The sequence below is a fragment of the Streptomyces sp. ISL-100 genome (assembly GCF_018614615.1).
In the GTDB taxonomy this organism is placed as follows: domain Bacteria; phylum Actinomycetota; class Actinomycetes; order Streptomycetales; family Streptomycetaceae; genus Streptomyces.
On sequence record NZ_JAGGOK010000065.1, the window covers coordinates 32,818 to 56,874 of the forward strand.

Below are 24,057 nucleotides of genomic sequence, written 5' to 3' on the forward strand. Positions count from 1 at the left end.
TCCTGTACGTACAGGAACCGCCCGGGGCTTTTTGCCGCTTGTGGAGCGGGCCTCCACTCCTTTATAGTCACCATGACCATAAAGGAGGCGGGCGTGAGTCTCGCGGACATACTCGAACCCCTGCAGCAGCCACTGGTCACCGTCCTGGACACCCCGGTGAGCTGGACCGAGGTCCTCGGGTTCGGCAGCGGCGCTCTCTGCGTCTGGCTCGTCGCCCGGCAGCACATCGCCAACTGGCCGATCGGCATGGCCAACAACCTCTTCTTCGTCCTCCTGTTCACCCAGGCGGGCCTGTACGCCGACGCCGGCCTGCAGGTCGTCTTCATCACCCTCGCTGCCTACGGCTGGTGGACCTGGACCCACGGGGGTGGACCAGGCTCCTCCGCGTCCCTGCCGGTACGGCGCACCAGCCGCACCGAGTGGACCTGGCTGCTGGCGGCGGGGGCGGTGGGGACCTTCGCTCTGACGCTCCTCCTCGACCGCGCGACCGATTCGACCGTTCCTTTCTGGGACTCCCTGACGACCGCGCTGTCCCTCATGGCGACGTACGGGCAGTGCAGGAAGCGCCTCGAATCGTGGTGGCTGTGGATCGCGGCCGACGTTGTGTACGTCCCTCTGTACGCCTACAAGGAGCTGTATCTGACGTCGCTCCTGTACGTCGGTTTCATGGCCCTGTGCGTTCTCGGGCTGCTCAATTGGCGGCGTGACGCGCGCTCCCGGGAACAGCTCGTCGCTCGGGCCGCGGCATGACCGCGTACAAGCACGGACTCGTGCTCGGGAAGTTCTATCCGCCGCACGCGGGTCATCACCATCTCGTGCGCACCGCGCGGGAACGCTGCGAGCGGCTCACCGTCCTGGTCTGTGCCTCGTCCGCCGAGTCCGTGCCACTCACCGACAGGGTGGCGTGGATGCGGGCCGTGCACCCGGACGTTGATGTGGTCGGCGCCGTCGACGACATCCCCGTGGACACCACCGACCCCGCCGTGTGGGACGCGCACATGGCGGTCTTCCTGGCCGCTGTTCCGCAGCCCGTCGACGCCGTCTTCACTTCGGAGGCGTACGGCGAAGAGCTCGGCCGGCGCTTCGGTGCGGACGCGGTGTGCGTGGACCCGGACCGTACGGCCTTTCCTGTCTCGGGAACGGCCGTACGCGCCGATCCTGTCGGCCACTGGGACTACCTGGAGCGGCCGGTACGGGCCGCCCTCGCCCGGCGCGTGGTCGTTCTGGGGGCCGAGTCGACCGGGACCACGACCATGGCAAGGGCGCTCGCCGAGCACTACCGGCGCCGCGGCGGCGTATGGGAACGGACGCAGTGCGTTCCCGAGTACGGCCGGGAGTACAGCGAGCGGAAACTCGCCGCACTGCGCGAACGTCGCCCGGACGCCGACTGGGCGGACGTAGCCTTCACCACGCGGGAGTTCCCGCTGATCGCGCGGCGGCAGTGCCACGACGAGGACGCGGCGGCCGGAGCGGGCTCGCCCGTGCTGTTCTGTGACACCGATGCCTTCGCCACCACGGTGTGGCACGAGCGTTACCTGGGGGGCCCGAATACGGACGTCGCGCGGATCGCCGCAACCGCCAGGGGCAGGCAGCACCTGTGGCTGCTCACCGACCACGCCGGCGTGCCCTTCGAGGACGACGGCCTGCGCGACGGCGAACACCTGCGGCCCTGGATGACGGCACGCTTCCGCGAGGAACTGACTCGTACAGGGCGCACATTCGTCACCCTCGGCGGACCGCACGAGAAGCGGCTCGCGGCCGCCGTCGCCGCCGTGGACGCGTTGCTCGCCGAGGGATGGGGCTTCACCGATCCCCTTCCGGAGAAGCGATGAACGAAGAGACCGATTACAACCCGCGCGACTTCGAGCCGTTCGCCGTCACCGTCGATCTCGCCGTCTTCACCGTGCGCGAGAGCCGCCTGCACGTTCTGCTGATCCGGCGCGGACAAGACCCGTACGCCGGGGCGTGGGCGCTGCCCGGCGGCTTCATACTGCCCCGTGAGTCCGCGGAAACCGCCGCCCGGCGCGAACTGGCCGAGGAGACCGGGCTGTCGCAGGAGTCCGCCGCCGCGCTCCACCTGGAGCAGCTGCGTACGTACAGCGAACCCGACCGCGATCCACGGATGCGCGTCGTCTCCGTCGCGTACACCGCGCTGGTGCCCGGTCTGCCGGAGCCGCGCGGCGGCGGTGACGCCGCGCACGCCCAGTGGATGCCCGTCGGCGGTGTGCCCGCGCTCGCCTTCGACCACGCGCGGATCATCACCGACGCACAGGAGCGCATCCGCGCCAAGCTCGAATACACCTGCCTGGCCACGGCTTTCTGCCCGCCCGAGTTCACGCTGGGCGAGCTCCAGCAGGTGTACGAGACGGTCTGGGGCGTAGAGCTCGACCGGCCCAACTTCCGGCGCAAGGTGCTCGCCTCGCCCGGCTTCGTGGAGCCGGTGGAAGGGGCGCCCCGGCGTACCGGAGGACGGGGGAAACCCGCCGCTCTCTACCGCGCGGGGAACGCCGCCGCTCTGCATCCACCACTTCTGCGCCCCGAACGACGATCCGAAGGAGAACGGTCAGAATGAAGCAGCCGGCTACCGGTGCTCTCGTGGGACTCGCGCTGGGGGACGCGATGGGCTTCCCGACCGAGTTCAACGACGTACCCTCGATCCTCGCGAAGTGCGGTCCGTGGCGGGAGATGGAGCTGCCCGCGCCCGCGATCGTCACGGACGACACCCAGATGACGCTCGCGCTGGGGCGCGGGATACGGACGGCGATGGACCGTGGGGTGCTGGGGCCGCTGAGGCTGGCGCGGCCGGTGCGCGAGGAATTCGTGGACTGGTACCACTCGCCCCAGAACAACCGGGCCCCCGGCAACACCTGTCTCGTCGCCTGCCGGCTGCTCGACAGCGACCTGCCCTGGCAGCAGGCCAGTCAGCTTGGCTCCAAGGGGTGCGGGGCCAACATGCGGGTCGCGCCGGTCGGGCTCGTACCGGGGCTCAGCGAGGAACAGCGCGCCGGGGCGGCGCAGTTGCAGTCGGCGCTCACACACGGGCACCCGACGGCGCTGGCGGCGAGCGATCTGACGGCACGTGCGGTGTATCTGCTGGCGCAGGGGGCGGAGCCGACCGGTCTGGTGGGGCTCCTCCGTTCGTACGCGTACGAGAACCGCACCCAGTACCACGAGCACTGGCTGGGCGACCTGTGGACGCACGCACACGACGCCTCGCCGGAGGTTTTCATCGCCCGCGGCTGGGACGAGTGCCTGGCCGTACTGGAACGGCTCGCCGAGGCACTGCGCTCACCGTCCCCCGAGACCGATCCGTGCCTGGCGACAGGTGACGGCTGGATCGCCGAGGAGGCGCTGGCGACCGCGCTGCTGTGCTTCCTGCTCTTCCCCGGGGAGCCGGTCACCGCCCTGCGCCGCGCCGCGTGTACCAAGGGCGACTCGGACTCGATCGCGTGCCTGGCGGGAGCGTTCGCGGGAGCGCACCTGGGAGCGGGCGTGTGGCCGGCCGAGTGGGCGGAACGCATCGAGTACAAAAGTGAGCTGCTGGCCCTGGGTGCGCTCTGGGATGCTTGATCAAAGGCGTGAGCGTCTGCGCGAGGACGTCGACACCTGCGACCACACCCCGCGCGCACTGACCACCGCCTCAGCGGGCTGAAGCGCGGCGTGTGCGGAGCAGGAAGTCCTCCACGCGGGGGCGGTCCGGCTCCGGGGGGAGGGGGCTCTTCGGCGCGGCCGCTTCTGCCTCCGCCGCGAGCGCGTTCATCCGGCGGTCGACCTCCCGCCACGCCACCTCACCGCGCTTGACCGCGAGCAGGTGCTCGCGGTGCTCGCCGACGTCGATGACCAGCTCGCCCGTACGCAGCAGATCGCGGCAGCTGCCGAGCAGCCGCAGCAGGTGCATGGCGTGCTTCCAGCGGGGGGCGCCGTGCTGCCGTACGTCCGCCTCCAGCTTCTTGCGCCGGCCGGCCGCGTACCGGACGAACGTCTGATGGACCTGGCGGGAGAGGAACGCCTCACGCAGGGCGAGCAGCTCGCGGCCGGTGGCGTCGACGTGCTCGACCAGCGGGGAGTGCAGGCACTCCAGGATGTTGGGGTTGGCGCGCAGGGCCAGCTCGCAGAAACGTTCCAGCTCCCAGGAGAACTGCTCGTCCGCCGGCCCCTCGACATGCGTCGGCGGCTTCTCGAAGCGCCAGTACAGCGGCGTCGGCGCCACGAAGACGCCACGCCGGTCCGTGTCGCTGCCGTCCGTGGCCAGGCCGAAGGCACGTGAGCCCATCACGCAGGAGTAGACAGTGTGGTCGCGTACGAGGTCTTCAGGCACGGCGGGCGGGATCATGCCCCGGATTGTGCCGCAGTCAGGCCAGCCGGATCGAACCACTTTCCACGATGATCTGGCGCCGCGGCAGCGGCTTTTGGGCCGGGCCGCCCTCGACCGAGGCGTCCGCGACGCGGAACTTGCTGCCGTGACAGGCGCAGTTGATGGTGCCGCCCTCGACGGTGCTGACCGTGCAGCCCTGATGGGTGCAGACCGCGGAGAAGGCTTTGAAGCTGCCTTCCTCCGGCTGCGTGACCACGACCTTCTCGCCCTTGAAGATTTTTCCGCCGCCCACCGGGATCTCCGTGGTCTTCGCGAGCGCCGTGCCGCCGCCGGGCGATTCCCCGGACGGGACGGGCGGCTCCGACGGCGCCGGTTCGGTCTCCTCGGCGCTGCCGCCGTTCTCGTCGCCGTACTCGCTGCAACCGGCCGTCAGCGCGGTGCCGGCCGCTGCGGCGGCGGCCGTGAGGACCGCCCGGCGGCTCGTGCCCTTGCCCATCACGTTCTCCTCATGTCGTCACACCGAACGTGCGGAAGAACCAGAGCGCGGAGGTCAGCCAGACCACGGTGAGCACCGTGAAAACCAGGCCGCCGACGATCGGCAGCAGCCAGCCCGGCAGCCGCTCGGCGCGAAGCAGCAGCATCTTCGCGCTGAACGCCCCGAAGAAGAAGCACCCGAGGAGCGAATGCCACATCACGCGGCTGCTGTACGTCTGATAGCCGAGCCCGTACAGGCAGTGGACGGCGACGGGCACCGCCAGCAGGAACGCGGCCCGGCCCGACCAGCGGTGCGCCGCCGCCGTCCAGGAAGCGGCGCGCACGCCCGGCAGCCGCCCGTACATCGCGAGGGCCGAGAGCAGCTGTACGACAGCGAAGGCGACGGCGGCGGTGGCCAGCCAGGACTTGACCGCGCTCGTGCTGCTGAAGCCGGCCAGGTTGAACGCCGTACCGGCAGGGTCATGGACCTTTCCGTACGCGCCGAGGCCGACCGCGACCGCGCCTGCGACCAGGGCGGGCACGAGGTAGCGGCCCGGGCCCGGACGGCCGTGACCGCCGCCGTTCGGCTGGGCCGGGAAGGACGCGGTCGGGGCGGTGGGGTCCACGCTCATGACGCACACACTCCCTAAGGCCTAAGGGACGACGGGGCGGGCGGTGATTTCGGTGCCGTCGACGGTCACGGCACCGGTGTCCGGGTCGATCCGCGGGGCGGCGGCCGGCTCGCCTTCGCGGTTGAGGATGCCGACCTGCCTGCCGTTCTGGAGGAGGATCCAGCCGCCGTCGATCTCGGCGCCGCGTACCTCGGCCGTCGCGCGGTAGAGCCCCGACGGCTTGACGGCCCGGTCGGCCGTGAAGGTCCACTTCCGCTCGCGGATGTCGACCGCGCCTTCGATCTTTCCACCGCGCAGGGTGCCGTCGAGCTTGGAGCCGCCCTTGCCGGACAAGCGCATCGTGCCGTCCTCCTCGACATCACCGCGCAGCCAGGACTCCTGGTCGCGGCCGTCGCAGAAGTACGCGACCGCCTTGCCGCCGCGTACGGACACCGAGACGGCGGCGGTGTCGTCGTCCGTACGGCCCGCGTAGTCAGCATCGGGAAGAGGAACGGCGCTCTTGGACACCGAGGGCCGCGGAGCAGGTGAGGCCGGGGCCGAGGCCGACGCTGATTCCCCTGGCGCGCCGTACGACGCACCCTTGGTGCCCGTCGAGAAGTTGAGCGACAGCATGAAGAGCGCGAGGAGCAGCCCCGCGAGGAGTGTGCAGAGAGGACCGGAACGCTTCATGACGAGCCTCCCCCGAGGCGCCGGACGGTGCGGCCTCCATGCAAGCGGACCGCACCCCCGGCGTCCATAGCCCGAAAAGGCCCGGGCAAGCCCACCAAGGCGGGCGGGTCTGCCTCCCAACTAGGCTGAATCCTGCAGGGCCAATCCGCGGTGTGGAGCGAGGAGTACGACGTGGCAGTACGAGCAGTGCGTGGGGCCGTTCAGCTGGAGCGGGACGAGGCCGAGCACATGAACGAGCAGGTCAGCGAGCTGCTCTCGGCCATTTTGGAGCGCAACGGACTCACCCCCGACGATCTCATCAGCATCTGGTTCACCGCCACCCCCGATCTCCACAGCGACTTCCCGGCCGCCGCCGCGCGCAAGCTCGGCATAGTCGACGTACCGCTGATCTGTGCCCAGGAACTGGATATAGCGGGCGCCATGCCCCGAGTGGTACGGATCCTCGCGCACGTCGAGTCGGACCTGCCCAAGTCCTCGGTCTCGCACATCTACCTCGGCGCCGCAGCCGCCCTCCGCAAGGACATCGCCCAGTGAGAACCGCCCTCGTCATCGGAACCGGCCTCATCGGCACCTCCGCCGCCCTCGCCCTCGCCGGGCGCGGCATCACCGTCCACCTCACCGACCACGACCCGGCGCAGGCCCACACCGCCGCCGCGCTCGGCGCGGGCACCGACGAGGCGCCCGAAGGCCCCGTCGACCTGGCCATCGTCGCCGTACCGCCCGCGCACGTGGCCAGGGCGCTGGCCGACGCCATGCGGCGCGGGATCGCCCGCGCGTACATCGACGTCGCCAGCGTCAAGGGTGGACCGCGCAGGGAACTGGAGGCCCTGGGCTGCGACCTCACGTCGTACATCGGTACGCACCCGATGTCCGGCAAGGAACGTTCGGGCCCGCTCGCCGCGACCGCTGACCTCTTCGAGGGCCGCCCCTGGGTCCTCACCCCCACCCGGGACACCGACACCGAGGTGCTGAACCTCGCGCTGGAGCTGGTCGCCCTGTGCCGGGCCGTCCCGGTGGTGATGGACGCGGACGCCCACGACCGCGCGGTCGCGCTCGTCTCGCACACCCCGCAGCTCGTCTCCTCGATGGTCGCGGCGCGGCTGGCGGACGCGGACGAGACGGCGGTACGGCTGTGCGGTCAGGGCATCCGGGACGTCACCCGCATCGCCGCCTCGGATCCTCGGATGTGGGTCGAGATTCTCTCCGCCAACCCCGGCCCCGTCGCGGATGTGCTCACTGGCGTCGCCGCCGACCTGGAGGAGACCGTGCAGGCGCTGCGCGCCCTCCAGTCCGCCGACGACGACAAGCGCGCGGGCGGCGCCGAGGGCATCGAGGACGTGCTGCGGCGCGGCAACGCGGGCCGCGAGCGCGTACCGGGCAAGCACGGGGCCGCCCCCACGGCGTACGAGATCGTCGCTGTCCTCATCAGCGACCGTCCCGGCGAGCTGGCCAGGATCTTCGCGGACGCGGGGCGTGCGGGCGTCAACATCGAGGACGTACGCATCGAGCACGCGACGGGGCAGGAGGCGGGCCTCGTCCAGCTGATGGTGGAGCCGGCGGCCGCACCGGGGCTGAGCACGTCGCTGCGGGAGCGGGGCTGGTCGATCCGCCCGTAGCAGCGCGCGCCGTCCATGGCGATGTCCGCTTTGCGGTGGCTTCGCAGGGGCGTCGAGGGCGGTGCCGGGGACTCGGTAACCTTGTGTGGGGCCCGTCGGGTCTCCGCATGCCCAAGCCCGTGTACCAGGAAGGTGTCCTACACCGTGGAAACCGCCGCCCGGACCGCCCCGGCAGCAGTGATTGTCGCCATCGACGGCCCCTCCGGCACGGGCAAGTCCAGCACCTCCAAGGCCGTCGCCGCCAAGCTCGGGCTGAGCTACCTGGACACCGGTGCCCAGTACCGGGCGATCACCTGGTGGATGCTGAACAACGGCATCGACGTCACGGACCCCGTCGCCATCGCGGACGCCGCGATCAAGCCCGTGATCGTCTCCGGCACCGACCCGGCCGCTCCCACGATCACGGTGGACGGAGTCGACGCCTCCGGGCCGATCCGCACCCAGGAGGTCACCTCCAAGGTGAGCGCCGTGAGCGCCGTCCCCGAGGTGCGCACCCTCATCACCGAGCTGCAGCGCTCCATCGCGAAGGGTGCCGAGCTCGGCATCGTCGTCGAGGGCCGTGACATCGGTACGACCGTGCTGCCGGACGCGGACCTCAAGATCTTCCTGACCGCCTCGCCCGAGGCGCGCGCCGCCCGCCGCAGCGGCGAGCTGAAGGGCGCGGACGTGTCCGCGACCCGCGAGGCCCTGCTGAAGCGGGACGCGGCCGACTCCAGCCGCAAGACCTCGCCGCTCGCCAAGGCGGACGACGCCGTCGAGGTCGACACCAGCGACCTCACGCTGCAGCAGGTCATCGAGTGTGTCGTTACCCTGGTCGAGGGGAAGCGGGCCGCGAAGTGACCGCACCCACACTGCGTGGTGCGGCGGTCGGACGCGGCATCGGCATCGGCCTGATGTACGGGCTGTGGAAGCCCCGCGTCCTGGGTGCCTGGCGAGTGCCCATGAGCGGTCCGGTCATCCTGGCCGTGAACCACTCGCACATGATCGACGGCCCCATGCTGATGGGCACCGCGCCCCGGCCGGTGCACTTCCTGATCAAGAAAGAGGCGTTCGTCGGCCCCCTCGACCCGTTCCTGCGCGGAATCGGGCAGCTGAAGGTGGACCGTACGACCGCCGACCGTACGGCGATCTCGAACGCGCTGGGGGTGCTCGACGACGGCGGGGTGCTCGGGATCTTCCCGGAGGGCACCAGGGGCGAGGGCGACTTCGCCTCGCTGCGCGCCGGGCTTTCCTACTTCGCCGTACGCAGCGGGGCGCCGATCGTCCCGGTCGCGGTGCTCGGCAGTACGGAGCGACGTGGCCGGCTGATACGGGGGCTGCCGCCGCTGCGCAGCCGCGTGGACGTCGTCTTCGGTGACCCGTTCGAGGCCGGCGACGGCAGCGGACGGCGCACCCGCAAGGCGCTGGACGAGGCCACCGTACGTATCCAGGAGCGGCTGACCGCCCACCTGGAAAGTGCCAGGCGCTTCACCGGGCGCTAGGCGAGACTTGAGTAGTGGACCGCGCGAATCGGGTGGTCCATCGATGATGATGAACGAGGAACGGACTTCATGAACGACCAGAATCACTCCGGCGACGAGCACGGAGCACTTGGCGACGCCGAGTACGCGGAGTTCATGGAGCTCGCCGCGCAGGAGGGCTTCGACCCCGAAGATGTCGAAGGCGCGATTGGCGAAGCCGGTCACGGCCCACTGCCCGTCCTCGCCGTCGTCGGCCGCCCTAATGTCGGCAAGTCGACCCTGGTGAACCGCATCATCGGCCGCCGTGAGGCCGTCGTCGAGGACAAGCCCGGCGTCACCCGTGACCGCGTCACCTACGAGGCCGAGTGGGCCGGCCGCCGCTTCAAGATCGTCGACACCGGCGGCTGGGAGCAGGACGTCCTCGGCATCGACGCGTCCGTCGCCGCCCAGGCCGAGTACGCGATCGAGGCCGCCGACGCGGTCGTCTTCGTCGTCGACTCCACGGTCGGCGCCACCGACACCGACGAGGCCGTCGTCAGGCTGCTGCGCAAGGCCGGCAAGCCCGTGGTGCTCTGCGCCAACAAGGTCGACGGCCTGAGCGGCGAGGCTGACGCCACCGCGCTGTGGTCGCTCGGCCTCGGCCAGCCGCACCCGGTCTCCTCGCTGCACGGCCGCGGCACCGGCGACATGCTGGACGCCATCCTGGAGGCCCTGCCGGAGGCCCCGGCACAGTCCTTCGGTCTGGCCACCGGCGGCCCGCGCCGTATCGCGCTCATCGGCCGCCCGAACGTCGGCAAGTCGTCCCTGCTCAACCGGGTGGCGAACGAGGACCGTGTCGTCGTCAACGAGATCGCGGGCACCACGCGCGACCCGGTCGACGAGCTGATCGAGCTCGGCGGCATCACATGGAAGTTCATCGACACGGCCGGTATCCGCCGCCGCGTCCACCTCCAGGAGGGCGCGGACTACTACGCCTCGCTGCGTACCGCCGCCGCCGTCGAGAAGGCCGAGGTCGCGGTCGTACTGATCGACGCCAGCGAGTCCATCAGCGTGCAGGACCAGCGGATCATCACGATGGCCGTCGAAGCGGGCCGCGCGCTGGTCATCGCGTACAACAAGTGGGACACCCTCGACGAGGAGCGCCGCTACTACCTGGAGCGCGAGATCGAGACCGAGCTGGCCCAGGTCGCGTGGGCGCCCCGGGTGAACGTGTCGGCGCAGACCGGCCGTCACATGGAGAAGCTGGTCCCGGCGATCGAGACGGCGCTGGCCGGCTGGGAGACGCGCATCCCGACCGGCAGGCTCAACGCCTTCCTCGGCGAGATTGTCGCCTCCCACCCGCACCCGGTCCGCGGCGGCAAGCAGCCCCGCATCCTCTTCGGGACGCAGGCGGGCGCCAAGCCGCCGCGGTTCGTGCTCTTCGCCTCGGGCTTCCTGGAGGCCGGCTACCGGCGGTTCATCGAGCGTCGCCTCCGCGAGGAGTTCGGCTTCGAGGGCACGCCGATCCACATCTCGGTGCGGGTGCGCGAGAAGCGCGGCCGCAAGAAGTAACGCCGGACGGCCTGTCAGCGGGCCTAGAACCCCCGACGGGGAGCGGGCGGCAGCGCGGCCGGGAAGTGATTCCCGGTGTGCTGCCGCCCGTTGCTTTGGGGGGTGCTGTCGCTGTCGCTGCTCGTGACGCGCCAGAAGCCGGTGTGCGCGCCGTGCGTTCCGTGGCCGGTGTGACTCGTGTGGCCGGGACCGTCGCTGTGGCGCGTCTCCTGGGCGAAACCCGTGAACCCCAGGTCTTCCTCGCCGGTGCGGTCGCCGGGCAGTGCCCGGAAGGACCTGCGGTACTCCGAGTAGAGCGCGTCGTAGATCGGCGTGTGCGAGGGCTCGGCCCGGGATTCCCGCGACGGGCGCATCGCGGGGATCTGGGTCTGGTACGGCTGATGGCGTGAGGGGTCGTATGAGTGCACGTATGTGCCAACGACCCCAGCGCCCGACGGATGCGGGCCGAGCAGGGAATTCCCTGCTCGGCTGGGGTAAGCGGCTCGCATGGACCGGGCGTGCGGCCCGATGCCCGTCAGGTGCCGGCCAGCGGCATGGCGGCGGCGGCCAGCACGCCACGGGCGGCTGCCCGCTCCAGCGCGTTGCGCAGCAGGTCCTCGCGCGGCTGCTGGCCGATCGAGCCGGCGGGCGCGGTGTAGACGAGGACGGTGCTCGACTTGTTGGCCGCCGTCCGCCAGCCGTCGGTGACCTGGAGCGGCTGGTGGGCCTGCCACCAGGAGACGGGGTTTCCGCCGTTGGTGGCGGGCTGGAGTACGGCGTGCAGCTGGCCCATGGCGAGGAGGACCGACCAGCCGGGCAGTGCGGCGGGCACCTCGGCCATGTCCTTGACCGGCTGGAAGCCCTGCTCGGTGACGAGCGGCAGGAACTCGTCGGTGGTGCCGTCGGAGCCGGGGCGGGCGACGGGCCCGGTCGGCTCGACGACCAGGGCCGGGTGCAACTGGCCGTCGATCAGTACGAGGCCGCTGGTGATGCCGAGCACGGCCTGGCCGGGCGAGCCGCCGTACTGCTCGGCGCCGGGGAGGTCGGGGGCGCCGCCGGTGATGCTGCGTACGGCGCCCTGGAGCTGTTCCTCGGCCACGCGGACGACCTGCGAGGGGATGCAGGTGGCGTGGGCGAACGCGAGCACAGCGGTTTCGTCTCCGACGAACAGCACGGTGCTCGTGCGTTCCAGTTCGGAGTCGCCCTGGGTACGGCAGGAGGTGCAGTCGTAGCTGCCCGGGGCATTCTCGCCGGCGAGCAGCCGGTCGGCTTCTTCGTTGCCGATCTCGGCGCGTACGTCGTCGCTGACGTCGAGCATGCGCGGCACGGGGGGCTCCTCGGACTCGGTGCGGGTGCCGGGCGGTTCCCGGCTCGTCAAGAAGACAACGGGTGATCTGCGGCCGGGGTCACGCGAAGAAGGGAACGGAATCGAACCGAACGGCGCGGGCGGCCCCCGGCGTGTCCGGTCGGCCGACCGGGTGGGGCTTTTCCGGTGCGCCGCGCGGCACGTGAGCCGATGCCCGGGCGCCTGCCTAGCGTGGCGCGATGCCCACGCTGCCGCGGTCCCGTTACGTGCCGGTCGCCCTGCTCGCCGTACTGCTGGCGCTGTGTCCGACGGGCGCGCGGGCCACGCCACCGCCGCCCGTCTCCGGCCCCGGCCTGGGTGCGCCGTCTTTCGGTGCGTGCGCGGCCACTGAGTGGCCCTGGAACTGCCTCGCCGAGTGCGAGAGCAGCGGCGACTGGCACATCAACACCGGCAACGGTTACTACGGTGGACTGCAGTTCTGGCAGCCGACGTGGGCGGAGCACGGCGGGCTCGCGTACGCCCCGCGCGCCGACCTCGCCACCAGGGCGCAGCAGATCAAGGTCGCGGAGAGGGTGCTCGCCACCCACGGATGGAAGGCCTGGCCCGTCTGTTCGAAGCGATACAAGCTCTTCGGCCGGGTCCATTTCGTGAAGGCGGGGGACACGCTCGCCTCGATCGCCCGCCGCTATCGCCTCAAGGGCGGCTGGAAGGCGCTCCATCAGGCCAACACGAAGGTGATCGGCCGCGACCCGGACCGGATCCGCACCGGCGTCATGCTGGTCCTTCCGGCGGCGAAGAGCGGGTCTGTCCGTGGCGCAGTTCTGATGCCTCTCCGCTGAAGACCACCGCGCCGCGGCGCAGTTCATGCACGAAGACAGGGCCTGTCGTCGTCCGGCTCAGCAGGGCGGGCGGCATTCTCTGTTCCGCCGTCACGACCGTGGTGCCCGGGGCCAGTGCGGCGAGCAGTTCGTACGTACGGGCCGCCACGGGCGGGGACATGCCCTGGGTGGGCTCGTCGAGGAGCACCACGCGGGCGCGGGACACGAAGGCGCGGGAGACCGCCAGCATGCGCTGCTCGCCGCCGGAGAGGGTGCCCGCGCGGCGGGGGAGCAGGGCGCGCAGGGGCGGGTAGGCGGTGAGTGCCGGTGCGATGTCCTCTTGGGGTGAGGGGAGCGCGAGTTCCAGGTTCTCCGCGACGGTGAGGGACGCGTACACGGCGTGCCTGTCCGGTACGAAGCACAGGCCGCGGCGGGCGCGGTCGTGGGGGCGCAGGCGGGTGATGTTCTTGCCGTGCCACAGGACCTGGCCCGAGGCCAGGGGCACGGTTCCGGCGAGGGCGCGCAGGACGGTCGTACGGCCGGAGCCGTTGCGGCCGAGGAGGACGGTCGGGGCGCCGCCCGCCGGTACGGGGAGGTCCACTCCGTGGAGGGCCTCCAGGGGGCCGTAGCGGACGCGGGCGCGGCGCAGTTCCATGGCGTTGGTCATGGGGCCTCGATGCGTCCCGCCGTCATGGTGTGCACGGTGTGGGCGATGTCCGCGACCAGGTCGAGGTCGTGCTCGACGACGAGCACGGCCATGCCGTCGGCCGCGAGTGCGGCCATGACGCGGGCCAGCCGCTGCGCCTCGGCGGTGTCGAGCCCGGCGGCGGGCTCGTCGAGCAGGAGGGTGTGCGGGCGGCCCGCGAGCGCCCTGCCGAGCTCTACGCGGCGCAGGGTTCCCGTGGGGAGGGCGGCTGCGGGGTGGTGCCGGATGGGCCCCGCGAGGTCCAGGAGGCGCAGTACGGACTCCAGCGCGGTGGGGTCGGTCCGTACGTGGCCCTGTTCGGCGCCGAGCGCGATGTTCTCCTCGACGGTGAGGGAGGGGAAGACGGCGAGGTCCTGGAAGGTCCTGGCGATGCCGAGGCGGGTGCGGGTGTGCGGGGGTGTGTGGGTGATGTCCCTGCCGTTCAGCTCTACGCGGCCGGAGTCGGGGCGGAGCGTGCCGGACAGGCAGTGGAAGAGGGTGCTCTTGCCCGCTCCGTTGGGTCCGACGACTGCGGTCACCTTGCCGGGTTCGATGGTGATGTCGACGCCGTCCAGGGCGGTGTACGCGCCGTAGGTGAGGCGTAGGGCGTGGGCGGTGAGGGGGGCGGCCGCTCTGGTGCCGCTGCGCGGGGCTTTCCCCACCCCGCCCCTTCTCGCTGTGACACTTCGCGGCTCCGCCGCGTGGGGGCTGTGCCCCGGACTCCGCTCCTCGAACGCCGGAGGGGCTGGATGGTGCGGCCGGATCCAGCCCGTCCGGTGTCTGGGGCCGGCCCATGCCGGCCAGGGGTAGCGGCCCAGCAGTACTGCCAATACGCCGATGACCGCCGCTGCCGCGCCGCCCCGCGTCCCCGCGTCCAGGCCCACCAGCAGCGCCGCCGCCGCGCACGCGCCCAGGAGGCTGTCGGCGCCCAGGACCACGACCGCCGCGAACCACAGCAGCGCGCGCACCGGGTCGTACGCCGCGGGGTCGAACGCGCGCAGGCCCATCCCCAGCATGCCGCCGCCCAGTGCGGCCAGTGCCGCGCCCGTGACGAAGGTGAGGAGCTTCAGGGCGGGGACGGGAACGCCCGCAGCCGACGCGCCCGTCTCGTGGTCGCGCATCGCCGCCAGCGCGCGGCCCGCGCGGCCCCGGCGCAGCGCGGCCACGGCCAGCAGGGCAGCGGTCAGAAGGACCAGCTCCAGGGCGTAGTACACCCGGTCGGAATGGAAGCCGGCCGGGCGGGCCAGGCCGAGGCCGGCCGTCGCGTACGGCTGCGCGAAGACGAAGCGGCTCACCGCGACGACGAACGCCAGTGTGGTCAGGGCCAGTGCGAGGCCCCGGCGGCCGATCGCCGGCCAGCCGAGGAGCACGCCCAGCGGGGCCACCAGCACCACCGCCACGGCCAGGGCCGGGAGTTCCGGCATGGCGGGCAGGCCGGGGAAGCGGCCCGCCGCCAGGAGGGCGGTGAAGAGGGCGCCGAGGCCGGCGTACGCCGCCTGGCCCAGCGAGATCTGGCCGCCCCGGCCTGTCACGACCACCAGCGAGAGGAGGATCACCGCCAGTGCGGGGACCTGGATGGACGTGTGGAGATCCGAGCCCGCGAAGCCGAGCGGGAGGAGGAAGAGGACCCCCGCCACCAGCCACGCGACCGGCGGTGCGGCGGGCAGGACGGGCGCCGAAGGGCGGGGGAGCGCGTCGCGGGCGTCCGTGGTGGGCACCGCCAGGGCCGCGATCAGCAGGGCCACCACGAAGAGGTTCGCGCCGATGGCCTGGACGAGCGGCTCGGCCCAGGCCGCCGTCGGGTGCACCCGCGTCAGTTGCGCCTGCGCGACACCGATCGCCAGCGCCGCGCCCACCGCGACCGGCAGGCTCCGCATCCGCGCCACCACCGCCACCGCGATCACTTCGACAACGAGCAGGGGCAGTCCGTACGGGTCCAGGCGTACGTACGGGGCCAGGAGTACGCCCGTCAGGCCCGCCGTGAACGAGCCGAACGCCCAGCCCGCCGCCGCCACCCGGTCGGTGTTCGTCCCGCCCAGCGCGGCCAGCGGACGGTTGTCGACGACTGCCCGCAGCTCTCGCCCGAAACGCGTCCACCGCGTCACCGCGTCCACCAGGGCCGCCAGTACCACTACCGTCGCCAGCTGCGCCCATGGGTCGCCGGCCAGCAGCACGGGAGCATCCGCGCGGGCGCCCGTGCCCCACACCAGCGCCGCGCCCCCGACCAGCAGGACGAATACGCCGATGGACGCGACCAGGGTCTGCGCCGGATCGCTGCCGAGGACCGCCAGCGGCCGGAACACCGCCCGGTCCAGGAGCAGTCCGAGGCCGGGCGCCACGACCACCAGCGTCACGGCGGCGGCGAGCGGCAGCGGCCAGTCCCATTCCACCGCCAGTTGGCGCAGCACGTACGCGCACACCATGGCGATCGCGCCGTGCGCCAGGTTCAGTACGCCGGTCGCGCGGTAGGTGACGATCAGTCCGATGCCGGTGAGCGCCGCCGCGCTGCCGACGGCGAGCCCCGCCAGCGTGAGGTCGTACGTGAGAGACGACACGGGGTCAGGCCTCGGCGGCGGGGGGTTCGGGGGGCGGGGGTTCGCAGATGGGGCAGAGGTTCAGGCCGGACGGGTCGTCCGGTGGCGCGGCGTCCGGTTTGCCGGTGACGAGCGGGCAGTCGGGCCGGTGCAGGAGCGTCCCGCCGGGGACTTGGAGCAGCGGGCCCTCGGCGGACGGCGGCGTGGACACTTCCACCGGCTCCGCGCCGGTGTCCTCCCGCGTGGGCGCAGGCTCCCGGTCGCCGCGTGCGAGGAGCACCGCGCCGGCGACGATCAGCGCCGCGCCGGGCACCGTGCAGGAGGCGATGTACGGGAGCTGCCGCTCGGCGAAGCGCTCGCCGGAGATCCCGTACCAGCCGATCACGCTGAGCACCGCACCGCAGACCAGGGCCGCCAGGCCGGCCCACAGCAGCGGCCTGTCGAGCGGTCGCGTCCTTGGCACCGGGACCCCCTAGAGGCACTTCACGGGTCAGTACGAGCCTGTCGTTGGCGGCGGATACGTTGCACTATGCCGTGAAGCGACAGACCCTGGAAGCATCGGGCCGATCGGCCCGGTCGGACACCCGGTGGTGAGCCAGATGGTCCTCGGCAGACACCCTCGTACTGCGGCATGGGCGGCCGCCGCAGTGCTGATACTGGTACCAGCCGCCGCGGCCTGCGGCGACGACAACGGCGCGCCGGAGGCGCCGGCGCGTTCCCCGGCCACCGGCACCAGCCCTCCGGTGACCCCGGACAAGAACCAGCCCAGCGACCTCGCCGCGGCCAGGGCCGAGGTCGAGAAGAACTGGACGACGTTCTTCGATCCCAAGGCGTCGACGGACGACAAGGTCAGGGTGCTCCAGAACGGCGAGCAGATGCGGCGCGTGCTGACGGCCTTCGCGAATGACCCGAACGCCGCCAAGTCCTCGGCGAACGTCACCGACGTGAAGTTCACCTCCGCCACCGAGGCGGATGTGACGTACGACCTGCTCGTCGGCGGACAGCCCGCCGTGCCCAACAGCAAGGGCACCTCGGTCCTCCAGGACGACGTGTGGAAGGTCTCCGTCAAGACCCTGTGCGCCCTGGTCCAGCTCAGCGGCAATGCGCCGGCTGTGCCGGGCTGCTGAAAGCCTGCTGCTCGCGGCGTTCCTCCTGCTGAGCGCCGCCTGTGGCAGTCGGCTGCCCGAGAGCGACTTCGAGGGCCGCCGGAGCGACCCGCCGCCCGCCCGGGAGGCCGAGCCGATACGTATCGGCATCATCAGCAGTGCCACCAGCCCGGTCGGCGGCTCGGCCTTCAGCGGCCCCGGGGAGGGCGCACGGGCGTACTTCGACGCGCTCAACGCGGACGGCGGCATCGACGGCCGCAAGGTCGATGTGTTCACCTGCGACGACGGCGGCAGCGGCGTCGGCAACAACGACTGCGTGCACAAACTCCTCGACGAGCGGAAGGTCTTCGCGCTGGTCGCGACGACCGCCCTGGAGTACGCGGGCGCGCCACGGGTCGCCGCCGCGGGCGTCCCCGACATCGGCGGCCAGCCGATCGGTCCGGCGTACGACACCTACCCCCACCTGTACGGGATCTACGGCAGTGATGCCCCGCGCACCGGCGGGAAGCCGGGCTGGAACGGCATGCTCTACGGCGGCACCGAGGTCTACCGCTACTTCAAGCGCGAGCACGGCGCGCGCACCGCCGCCGTGGTCGCCTACAACCAGGCCGCGTCGGCGGCGTACGCGCGGCTGGTCACCAAGGGGCTGAAGGCCGAGGGCTACCGGGTCGTCACCGAACAGGTGGACTTCGTCCTGCCCAACTTCCGGGCGGTGGCTGCGGACCTCAAGGACCAAGGGGTCGACCTGGTCTTCGACGCGATGGACACGCACGGCAACGCCCAGCTGTGCGAGGCGATGGACGACGTGGGCGTGGAGGTCACCGCGAAGGTCACCAATGTGCAGAACTGGTCGTCCGCAGTTCCGCGGGACTTCAAGGACGCGCCACGCTGCCGCAACGCCCTGTGGGTCACCGGAGCCAGCCGCAACTACGAGGACGTGAGCCATCCGGCCGTACGGGAGTTCCGCGAGGCGATGGGGGAGGCGGGGAAGGGAGGCCAGGACCGGCCGCTCTCCCAGTGGCAGTTGGAGGGCTGGGCGGCCGCCATGTGGTTCACGGACGCGGCGAAGTCGTGCGGACGGCAGCTCACGCGCGCGTGCGTCGAGGCGTACCTGAACCGCGAAGAGCCGTACACCGCACGCGGACTGCTGCTCCCCGTGACGTACAAGCGACTGGCCGAGCCGCCCGAAACCCGGCGCACGTGCCTGTCGGTGGCGCGGTGGCAGGACGGGGCGGGATGGGTGACGCAGGGCGGGGACATTACCGGCAACTGCTTCACCGTGCCGCAACTTCCCTACCGGCCCTGATGCGTAGAACGGCAGTTTGGTTGCCCGCTCGCCGCTATCGATGTCACAACCGTATTGGAACGATTCGATGCGATCCGGTCCGATCGGTTTATGACCAGTACAGTCCATTTCTGAAAGCAAGCGGACATGGACCAGTCCGCGGAAGATCTGGGGGTCGCGTCGGCGTATGCACATCTCTTTTCTGCTCCACAACGCGTACGGCATCGGCGGCACGATCCGCACTACGTTCAACCTCGCCCAGGCGCTGGCCGAGCAGCACGACGTCGAGATCGTCTCGGCCTTCCGCCACCGCGACGAGCCCGCGATGGGCGCCCCCGCCGGCGTACGGCTGGACTATCTGGTGGATCTGCGGAAGAAGAGCCACGGATACGACGGCGACGACGAGCGGTTCAAGCAGCCGGCCAAGGTTTTCCCGGCCGGCGACGGCCGCCACAAGCAGTACAGCCGGCTCACCGACGCCCGTATCGCCACGCATCTGAAGTCCACGGAGGCGGACGTCGTCGTCGGCACCCGCCCCGGGCTCAACGTGCACATCACCCGGCAGACCAGGCGCGGCCCCGTGCGCGTTGGCCAGGAGCACCTCACCCTCGCCGGGCACGGCTACCGGCTGCGCCGCGAACTGAGTCACCGTTACGGTCTGCTCGATGCCATCACCACCGTCACCGAGGCCGACGCCCACGCCTACCGGACCCGGCTCAAGCTGCCCGGCGTACGCATCGAGGCTGTGCCGAACAGCGTGCCCGCGCCCCTCATCGCGCCGGCCGACTCCAGCGCCAAGTGGGTCGTCGCGGCCGGCCGGCTCACCAAGGTCAAGCGGTACGACCTGCTGATCGAGGCCTTCGCGAAGGTCGTCGCCGCCCGCCCCGACTGGCGGCTGCGCATCTACGGCAGCGGCGACGCGAGCGGCAACGAGAAGCAGGCCCTGCACGCCCTCATCAGTGAACTCGGGCTGCACAATCACGTCTTCCTGATGGGATCGGCCAACCCCATTGAGCCCGAGTGGGTCAAGGGCTCGATCGCGGCGGTCACCTCCAGCCACGAGTCCTTCGGCATGACCATCGTCGAAGCGATGCGCTCCGGGCTGCCGGTGGTCTCCACCGACTGCCCGCACGGGCCGCGCGAGATCATCGCCGATGGGTCGGACGGGCGGCTGGTGCCGGTGGGGGACTCCGACGCTGTTGCCGACGCTCTCCTTGGACTGATCAACGACGACGAACTGCGGCGCGCCATGGGAGCGGCCGCGCTCGACAGCTCGGCCCGCTTCGACCCGGGGCACATCGCCGAGCGTCATGAGGCGCTGTTCACCGAACTGGTCTCGCGCGGCGCCAACAGCCGTTCGCGCGGCCGGGTCCAGGACGCGCTGTACCGCTCCCGGGGAGCGGTGTTCGACGGGGCGTACTCCCTCCGCTACAAGGCCGCCTCCGTACTCCGGAAAGGGCAGACCGCATGACCAGCACCTCGACCCGCACGGAGCCGCCGCGCGCCGACTGCATCGCGGACTCCGCCGGCGGCGTCACCTTCGACATCGTGGGTGACGCGTCTCCGGGCGCGGTGCTCGTACTGCGGCGGCGCGGCGGAAAGACGGCCGCGGACGTCATGCGGCTGCCGCTCACGCCCACCGGGGACGACCGCTCACGTGCGGTGCTGCCGAGTACGGTCGAGCTGGCGGAGGGGCGCTGGGACGCCTTCACCGCCCACGGGGACGAGACCGGGGAACAGCGCATCGAGCCCGGCGTCAGGGACCTGCGCTCGCTCGTCGACCGCGCCCCGGACTCCGGGCGCGCGCGAGTCGCCGTACGCATCCCCTATCCGACGGCCGACGGCAAGCTCGCGGTGCGCAGCTGGCTGCGAGCGCCGCACGCGGAGGCCGGGACCATTACCTTCGCGCAGGGCGCGATGACGCTGGAGGGGCGGCTGTACGGGGCCGGGACCGGGCTCGGCGAGGGCGCGGTCCTCGAGGCCAGGCTGCGCGGCGCGAAGAAGGACGTGCACCGGGTGCCGGTGACGGTCCGGGTGGACGGCACGTTCACCTTCACCCTGGCGTACGAGCCGCTGGCCGAGGGGCGCGGCGACGAGCAGCGGCTGTGGGACCTGTGGCTGTGCCCGGCGGAGGCGGAGCCGGGGCAGGCGGCCGGGATACGGGTGGGGCGCATCCTGGACGACGTCTGGGACAAGAAGGGCGTCTTCCGCTACCCGGTGCGGCCGGTGGAGGGGCCGAGGGTGACGCGGCCGACCACGGCGTACCCGTACTTCACCGTCGACAACGACCTCAGCGTGCGGCTCGACACCCTTAAGTGAGTAAGGCAGCCAGGGCTTGAGGACAGTGCCTGTCCTCAAGCCCTGGCAGACTCGCCCCCATGTTGGAGACCTCCGCACGTCTGCTGCGCCTGCTCTCGCTGCTCCAGGCCCACCGCGAATGGTCCGGGCCCGACCTGGCCCAGCGGCTCGGCGTCACTCCGCGCACTGTGCGCCGCGACGTCGACCGGCTGCGCGAGCTCGGCTATCCCGTCAACGCCAGCCCCGGCACGGGCGGCGGCTACCAGCTCGGCGCGGGCGCCGAACTGCCGCCGCTGCTGCTCGACGACGAGGAGGCCGTGGCCGTCGCGGTCGGCCTGCGCACCGCCGCCGGACAGGGCATCGAGGGCATCGGCGAGACGTCCGTACGCGCGCTGGCCAAGCTCGAACAGGTGCTGCCGAACCGGCTGCGCCGCCGCGTCGGCGCGCTCAACGCCTTCACCGTCCCCATGCTGCGCGGCCCCGGGGCGTCCACCGTCGATGCCTCCGTCCTGACGGAGCTGGCCAACGCCTGCCGGGACAACGAGCGGCTGCGCTTCGAGTACCGCGACCACGGCGGCAGTTCGTCCCGCCGGACCGTCGAGCCGCACCGCCTGGTGTGCACCGAGCGCCGCTGGTATCTCGTCGCCTGGGACCTGGACCGCTCCGACTGGCGTACGTTCCGGGCGGACCGGATCACCCCGACGCCCCCGCACGGCCCGCGCTTCGTCCCGCGCGATCCCCCGGCCGAGGACTTGGCGGCGTACGTCTCGAAAGGCGTTTCCACCGGGGCGTACGCCGCGACGGCCGTGGTCCGGCTGCTGGCGCCTCTGGAGGAGGCGCGGCAGGCGGTCTCGCCCAGCGCCGGCGTACTCGAAGCCGTCGACGAGCACAGCTGTCTGCTGCGCACCGGGGCGGCGAGCCTCGATGTGCTGGTCATTCACATCATGCTGATGGGCTTCGACTTCGAGGTCGTCGAGCCGCCGGAGCTCACCGACCGGATCAGGTCGGCCCGTGATCTCCTCGCGCGCGCTCTGGATCGAGGGGCGCCGGCCTGACCTGGGCGGCCCGCTGGATCGCCGCGAACTCGGGGTGGTGCGGGTCGACCTTGTTGCTCATCAGCTGGAGGCCGTCTCCGTCCCCATCGCTTTGCCCCCATCGGGCTTCAGGCAGCAGGCAGGAGACACATGATGCTCGCGACGGCCCCCGGTCCGACAGGGGGCGTACGCGGACTATGTGGGGGAAGCGTGAATTCGGCTACGGGGCGTCAGATTTCGCGGGGGCCGGTGCGGGGAATTGCGGGCAGTCCCCGCGGGATGCCGGGAATGAATTCGGAACCTGTTATTGCGTGATCATTCGAAGGGTGTTCCATTCGTGTCCCGGCGGCACGGAACTGTCCTTTCGGGTGAAGGCGTTCATGCCAAACGCCCGTCGTGATCCTGTGACACAAGTGTGACCGCTGAGGTATCTGGGGCGGTGACACTCAGCTCCGGCCCTGTACTTCCTTCCGCGTTCCGGGCGGCCTACGGTGAGTCTCATGGCATCCCTACCGACCCCTTCCGCACAGCCCGACGACGCTCCCGAGGCGTACGTCGGACTCGACGCCGCCGGCGCGGAGCGGCTGGCCCGCGAGCGAGGCTGGACCACCGTCAGGGCACTTCCGCCGGGCTCGATCATCACCATGGAGTACCTGGAGGGCCGCCTCAACTTCGAGGTCAAGGACGACACCGTCATCCGCTGCTGGAAGGGCTGACCCGCACACGGCGAAGGCCCCGGTGGCTCCAAGGGAGTCCACCGGGGCCTTCGCCTGCGGGGAGAGGCCTGTGCGTACCGTCCCCGCCGTCTTGCGGGCGGGTCAGCCGCCGGCCACCGGCCGGGGCGAGGACCCGGGGCGCGCCGCGCCCGTACGGTCGGCGTGCGGCGCGCGGCGGCTGCCCGCCGGGGTGACGGACGTCCGCTCCGAGCGGACCCCCTTCACCCCGGTGGTCAGCCGCTGCGTGAGGTGACCGGCCGTCCTGGCGTTGCCCGTGGAGCGGCCGCCGCTGCCCGCGCCCACCGGCTCGCGGGCCGGCGGCGTGTCGGCCTGGGCGGAGTACGGGGCGGTGGGGTGGCGCTGCGGGAAGAGCACCGGGGACACGCGGCCGCCGGCCGGCGCGGGCTGCGCGGCGCCGAGCTTGCGACGGGCACGCCGGGCCTCGCGCACCGCGAAGATCCAGGCTTCGGTGCGCCCGATCAGCGGCTCGAACCACGGCAGGCTCAGCAGGATCAGCAGACCGGCGGCCCAGCCGAGGAGCACATCGCTCAGCCAGTGGGTGCCCAGGTAGACGGTGGTCGCGCCGACGCCCAGCGCGACGAGGGCCGAGAACACCGAAAGCCAGCGCCTGGCCCGCGGGGTGGTGGCCAGGTAGGCCAGGATTCCCCACGTCACCACGGCGTTGGCGGTGTGACCGGAAGGAAATATATCGCCGCCCGCGAACATCTCGGCCGAGCCGATCTCCGTCGCGTAGTGGGGGCCGAGGCGGCCGAGGCCGAGCTTGACCGAGCCCACCGTCACGTTCAGCAGGAGGAGCGAGGCGCCGAGCGTCAGCAGGGGGCGCAGCGTGTGCTGCCGCCAGGAGCGCCAGCCGAGCCAGGCCGCCACCATGACGGAGGTGGGGCCGCGCTGCCCGAGCACCACGAAGTAGTCCAGGAAGGGATGGACTTCGGGCCACTGCTCGTAGGGCCGGAAGAGCATGACCTTCCAGTCGAGAGCCACCAGCCAGGACGTGATCAGCACAGCCCAGACGATGGCGATGTAGAACGCCAGCGTCGAACCGAAGAGGGCCGTACGGGTACGGCTCATCCCGGGGATCTCTATCTTCGGCGGCTCCGCTTCCCGGTCCAGCCGGGCAAAGAGTTGGTCGGTACGCACTGAATCGACGTTACAGCGAGTGAGTGACAAGCCCGGCCCATCCGGCATCTTTGTGATGACGATGTGATGTGGGGTGTGTCTCACCGAGTGGGTAATTCCCGGCCGTTCGGGAATGCGGGGCGGCCTCATGCTCAATTAATTCGGAGGCCCGCTCGTAAGAGTGAATGCGCGTCGATGAATTCCGTTCACCGGAACTCAGCATGGAATTTCCCGCTCCCTCATGAGCCGCTCAAGATCACTGGCGGCTCGGCGGCGGGTCGTCGGCCGGTCCGGAGTGACGTGGCGTACGCCACACCCGCCTCCCGCCCCGGTGAGAGGTGCACCACGTGGCACGGGTGTGAACTCGCGTACTCTGACGGCTCACTCGCCCGTCGATGCCGGGCCCGCAGGGACGTAGGACAACGCCGTCCCGCCGGTCCGC

The 24,057-nt window shown here is 71.5% G+C and carries 26 protein-coding genes; 16 read left to right on the forward strand and 10 right to left on the reverse strand.

The window, feature by feature from the left end:
- The first annotated feature begins 93 nt into the window (after positions 1 to 93).
- Genes pnuC through J7E89_RS27525 form a run of 4 tightly spaced genes read left to right on the forward strand, consistent with a single transcriptional unit; the run spans position 94 to position 3,570 of the window.
- Entirely contained in the window at positions 94 to 750 is a 657-nt protein-coding gene (pnuC, locus tag J7E89_RS27510; protein WP_214977230.1) for a nicotinamide riboside transporter PnuC, read from the forward strand.
- Positions 747 to 1,832, forward strand: a complete 1,086-nt coding sequence (locus tag J7E89_RS27515) for an AAA family ATPase (protein WP_214977137.1) — start codon at positions 747 to 749, stop codon at positions 1,830 to 1,832. The genes pnuC and J7E89_RS27515 overlap by 4 nt, the downstream gene beginning before the upstream one ends.
- Positions 1,829 to 2,572, forward strand: a complete 744-nt coding sequence (locus J7E89_RS27520; protein ID WP_251061156.1) for an NUDIX domain-containing protein — start codon at positions 1,829 to 1,831, stop codon at positions 2,570 to 2,572. Before J7E89_RS27515 ends, J7E89_RS27520 begins: the two co-directional genes overlap by 4 nt.
- Positions 2,569 to 3,570 (forward strand): ADP-ribosylglycohydrolase family protein, encoded by a 1,002-nt coding sequence (locus J7E89_RS27525; RefSeq protein WP_214977139.1) that lies wholly within the window; start codon positions 2,569 to 2,571, stop codon positions 3,568 to 3,570. The genes J7E89_RS27520 and J7E89_RS27525 overlap by 4 nt, the downstream gene beginning before the upstream one ends.
- A gap of 70 nt (positions 3,571 to 3,640) precedes the next feature.
- Here J7E89_RS27525 and J7E89_RS27530 read toward each other — a convergent pair whose 3' ends face one another.
- Genes J7E89_RS27530 through J7E89_RS27545 form a run of 4 tightly spaced genes read right to left on the reverse strand, consistent with a single transcriptional unit; the run spans position 3,641 to position 6,090 of the window.
- Complete coding sequence (locus tag J7E89_RS27530; protein WP_214977140.1) at positions 3,641 to 4,333, reverse strand: DNA polymerase beta superfamily protein; 693 nt, start codon at positions 4,331 to 4,333, stop codon at positions 3,641 to 3,643.
- A gap of 19 nt (positions 4,334 to 4,352) precedes the next feature.
- On the reverse strand, positions 4,353 to 4,811 hold the full coding sequence (locus J7E89_RS27535; RefSeq protein ID WP_214977141.1) for a Rieske (2Fe-2S) protein: 459 nt from the start codon (positions 4,809 to 4,811) through the stop codon (positions 4,353 to 4,355).
- A gap of 10 nt (positions 4,812 to 4,821) precedes the next feature.
- Entirely contained in the window at positions 4,822 to 5,421 is a 600-nt protein-coding gene (locus J7E89_RS27540; RefSeq protein ID WP_214977142.1) for a DUF6529 family protein, read from the reverse strand.
- 21 nt (positions 5,422 to 5,442) lie between these two features.
- A complete protein-coding gene (locus J7E89_RS27545) occupies positions 5,443 to 6,090 on the reverse strand; it encodes a hypothetical protein (RefSeq protein ID WP_214977143.1) in 648 nt (215 codons plus the stop codon).
- Positions 6,091 to 6,261: 171 nt separating this feature from the next.
- Here J7E89_RS27545 and aroH point away from each other — a divergent pair, with 171 nt between their 5' ends.
- The 5 genes from aroH (at position 6,262) to der (ending at position 10,717) form a co-directional block, all read left to right on the forward strand.
- Positions 6,262 to 6,624, forward strand: coding sequence for a chorismate mutase (aroH, locus tag J7E89_RS27550; RefSeq protein WP_214977144.1), 363 nt, complete (start codon positions 6,262 to 6,264; stop codon positions 6,622 to 6,624).
- A complete protein-coding gene (locus J7E89_RS27555) occupies positions 6,621 to 7,706 on the forward strand; it encodes a prephenate dehydrogenase (RefSeq protein ID WP_214977145.1) in 1,086 nt (361 codons plus the stop codon). Before aroH ends, J7E89_RS27555 begins: the two co-directional genes overlap by 4 nt.
- Before the next feature lie 132 nt (positions 7,707 to 7,838).
- Entirely contained in the window at positions 7,839 to 8,546 is a 708-nt protein-coding gene (cmk, locus tag J7E89_RS27560; RefSeq protein WP_214977146.1) for a (d)CMP kinase, read from the forward strand.
- A gap of 53 nt (positions 8,547 to 8,599) precedes the next feature.
- Positions 8,600 to 9,187, forward strand: coding sequence for a 1-acyl-sn-glycerol-3-phosphate acyltransferase (locus J7E89_RS27565; protein WP_214977231.1), 588 nt, complete (start codon positions 8,600 to 8,602; stop codon positions 9,185 to 9,187).
- A 69-nt stretch (positions 9,188 to 9,256) separates the two neighbouring features.
- Positions 9,257 to 10,717: a ribosome biogenesis GTPase Der gene (gene der / locus J7E89_RS27570; protein WP_214977147.1), complete on the forward strand. Its 1,461-nt coding sequence runs from the start codon at positions 9,257 to 9,259 to the stop codon at positions 10,715 to 10,717.
- 23 nt (positions 10,718 to 10,740) lie between these two features.
- On the opposite strand, the gene J7E89_RS27575 is transcribed toward der, so the two are convergent.
- Entirely contained in the window at positions 10,741 to 11,124 is a 384-nt protein-coding gene (locus tag J7E89_RS27575) for a hypothetical protein (RefSeq protein WP_214977148.1), read from the reverse strand.
- 107 nt (positions 11,125 to 11,231) lie between these two features.
- Positions 11,232 to 12,023 carry a hypothetical protein gene (locus tag J7E89_RS27580; RefSeq protein ID WP_214977149.1) on the reverse strand — a complete coding sequence of 264 codons (792 nt, stop codon included), beginning with the start codon at positions 12,021 to 12,023 and terminating at the stop codon, positions 11,232 to 11,234.
- A 218-nt stretch (positions 12,024 to 12,241) separates the two neighbouring features.
- On the opposite strand from J7E89_RS27580, the gene J7E89_RS27585 reads away from it, so the two are divergent.
- On the forward strand, positions 12,242 to 12,841 hold the full coding sequence (locus J7E89_RS27585) for a transglycosylase family protein (RefSeq protein WP_214977150.1): 600 nt from the start codon (positions 12,242 to 12,244) through the stop codon (positions 12,839 to 12,841).
- Here the strand turns inward: J7E89_RS27585 and J7E89_RS27590 are convergent.
- From J7E89_RS27590 to J7E89_RS27600, 3 genes are read right to left on the reverse strand one after another with little or no spacing between them, the layout of a single operon-like run.
- Positions 12,774 to 13,487: an ATP-binding cassette domain-containing protein gene (locus J7E89_RS27590; RefSeq protein WP_214977151.1), complete on the reverse strand. Its 714-nt coding sequence runs from the start codon at positions 13,485 to 13,487 to the stop codon at positions 12,774 to 12,776. The genes J7E89_RS27585 and J7E89_RS27590 overlap by 68 nt on opposite strands.
- Positions 13,484 to 16,060 (reverse strand): ATP-binding cassette domain-containing protein, encoded by a 2,577-nt coding sequence (locus J7E89_RS27595; protein ID WP_214977152.1) that lies wholly within the window; start codon positions 16,058 to 16,060, stop codon positions 13,484 to 13,486. The genes J7E89_RS27590 and J7E89_RS27595 overlap by 4 nt, the downstream gene beginning before the upstream one ends.
- Positions 16,061 to 16,064: 4 nt before the next feature.
- Positions 16,065 to 16,502: a hypothetical protein gene (locus J7E89_RS27600; RefSeq protein ID WP_214977153.1), complete on the reverse strand. Its 438-nt coding sequence runs from the start codon at positions 16,500 to 16,502 to the stop codon at positions 16,065 to 16,067.
- 184 nt (positions 16,503 to 16,686) lie between these two features.
- Here J7E89_RS27600 and J7E89_RS27605 point away from each other — a divergent pair, with 184 nt between their 5' ends.
- The 6 genes from J7E89_RS27605 to J7E89_RS27630 all read left to right on the forward strand — a co-directional run bounded on the left by J7E89_RS27605 (position 16,687) and on the right by J7E89_RS27630 (position 22,478).
- Entirely contained in the window at positions 16,687 to 17,166 is a 480-nt protein-coding gene (locus J7E89_RS27605; RefSeq protein WP_308315624.1) for a hypothetical protein, read from the forward strand.
- Positions 17,141 to 18,451: an ABC transporter substrate-binding protein gene (locus J7E89_RS27610; protein WP_214977155.1), complete on the forward strand. Its 1,311-nt coding sequence runs from the start codon at positions 17,141 to 17,143 to the stop codon at positions 18,449 to 18,451. The genes J7E89_RS27605 and J7E89_RS27610 overlap by 26 nt, the downstream gene beginning before the upstream one ends.
- Positions 18,452 to 18,617: 166 nt before the next feature.
- Entirely contained in the window at positions 18,618 to 19,901 is a 1,284-nt protein-coding gene (locus tag J7E89_RS27615) for a glycosyltransferase family 4 protein (protein WP_214977156.1), read from the forward strand.
- Complete coding sequence (locus J7E89_RS27620) at positions 19,898 to 20,749, forward strand: hypothetical protein (RefSeq protein WP_214977157.1); 852 nt, start codon at positions 19,898 to 19,900, stop codon at positions 20,747 to 20,749. Before J7E89_RS27615 ends, J7E89_RS27620 begins: the two co-directional genes overlap by 4 nt.
- 59 nt (positions 20,750 to 20,808) lie before the next feature.
- Positions 20,809 to 21,783, forward strand: coding sequence for a YafY family protein (locus tag J7E89_RS27625; RefSeq protein ID WP_214977158.1), 975 nt, complete (start codon positions 20,809 to 20,811; stop codon positions 21,781 to 21,783).
- A 479-nt stretch (positions 21,784 to 22,262) separates the two neighbouring features.
- Positions 22,263 to 22,478, forward strand: coding sequence for an I78 family peptidase inhibitor (locus J7E89_RS27630; protein WP_214977159.1), 216 nt, complete (start codon positions 22,263 to 22,265; stop codon positions 22,476 to 22,478).
- A 102-nt stretch (positions 22,479 to 22,580) separates the two neighbouring features.
- Here the strand turns inward: J7E89_RS27630 and J7E89_RS27635 are convergent, their stop codons facing one another.
- Positions 22,581 to 23,636 (reverse strand): phosphatase PAP2 family protein, encoded by a 1,056-nt coding sequence (locus J7E89_RS27635; RefSeq protein ID WP_214977160.1) that lies wholly within the window; start codon positions 23,634 to 23,636, stop codon positions 22,581 to 22,583.
- Between the last annotated feature and the right edge of the window lie 421 nt (positions 23,637 to 24,057).